This window comes from Acinetobacter rongchengensis, from assembly GCF_003611475.1.
Classification (GTDB): Bacteria; Pseudomonadota; Gammaproteobacteria; order Pseudomonadales; family Moraxellaceae; genus Acinetobacter; species Acinetobacter rongchengensis.
In genome coordinates this window covers 1-837 of record NZ_RAXT01000167.1, presented here as the reverse complement: position 1 = coordinate 837, position 837 = coordinate 1, and the positions used below count along the sequence as shown (strand labels likewise).

The window sequence follows — 837 nt, the reverse complement described above, 5'->3', positions numbered from 1 at the left end:
AGTGGTATTCCTCGATCTGCAACAAAAGGTGCAACCAAGCGTTCAATTAAACCATCCTTTTCCTGACCTTCAGGCGTTGCTTCGGTGTAATCAATAATTGGCATAATACGTGACATTTGATCCGCATAACCTGTCAGTAAACCAAAACAAATCAGACGTAAGGCGATATACCAATAATCTTCTGTACCTAAAGAGATATGCCATACATAGCGCCCTTCCGCATCAGGGCTTAAATTATAAAGATGGCTTGTTTCTGCATATTCTTCTGTCCAGTGTAATAAATATGGATAAAGCTCTTGAATAAAAGCAATCTCTCCACCAGCTGAATATTGTAGGGACATTAAATCCAATACATCTTGTAAACGTTGATGGCCAGCTGTCATCATTTTTCCTACTTTGGCATTTGCTTTATATCTTTGAAAACCCTCTGTAACGGAATAAATACCGTTTAGAATGTCATCAAAATTAGTAAAATACTTTTCTTGTGATAGTAAATCATCTCTATATTTTTGAAGATCCAATATTTTTTGCTTAAACCATTGTTCCCAATGAATGGTTGAATCATTTACTTGTAATATCATTCTTTTATCGCTCCAATATATCATTGGGTAACACAAATTCTAATTTAATTCCATGTGAGGTTACGGTATAGGTACATCTAGGTTTATCAAGTCCTTACATTTTTCATGATGGTTAAATAAATATAATTCAACTTATTCATTCTTATAAAAAAACCACCCAATTTAGGATGGCGATTAGATTGACTTTTTTGATTATTCTTCACCACTAAAATACCAAAATACAATCCCCCAATCCGCATTTGGAAGTGTTGGCAAA

1 protein-coding gene and 1 pseudogene are annotated in these 837 nt (G+C 34.2%); both read right to left on the bottom strand.

Annotated features, from left to right (window positions below; translation table 11 throughout):
- Positions 1–581: PoNe immunity protein domain-containing protein (locus D7V20_RS19305; protein ID WP_120385413.1), on the bottom strand; the 581-nt coding region annotated here is incomplete at its 3' end.
- Positions 582–585: 4 nt separating this feature from the next.
- Positions 586–698, bottom strand: a pseudogene (locus D7V20_RS20260) (hypothetical protein); the annotation flags it as partial.
- Between the last annotated feature and the right edge of the window lie 139 nt (positions 699–837).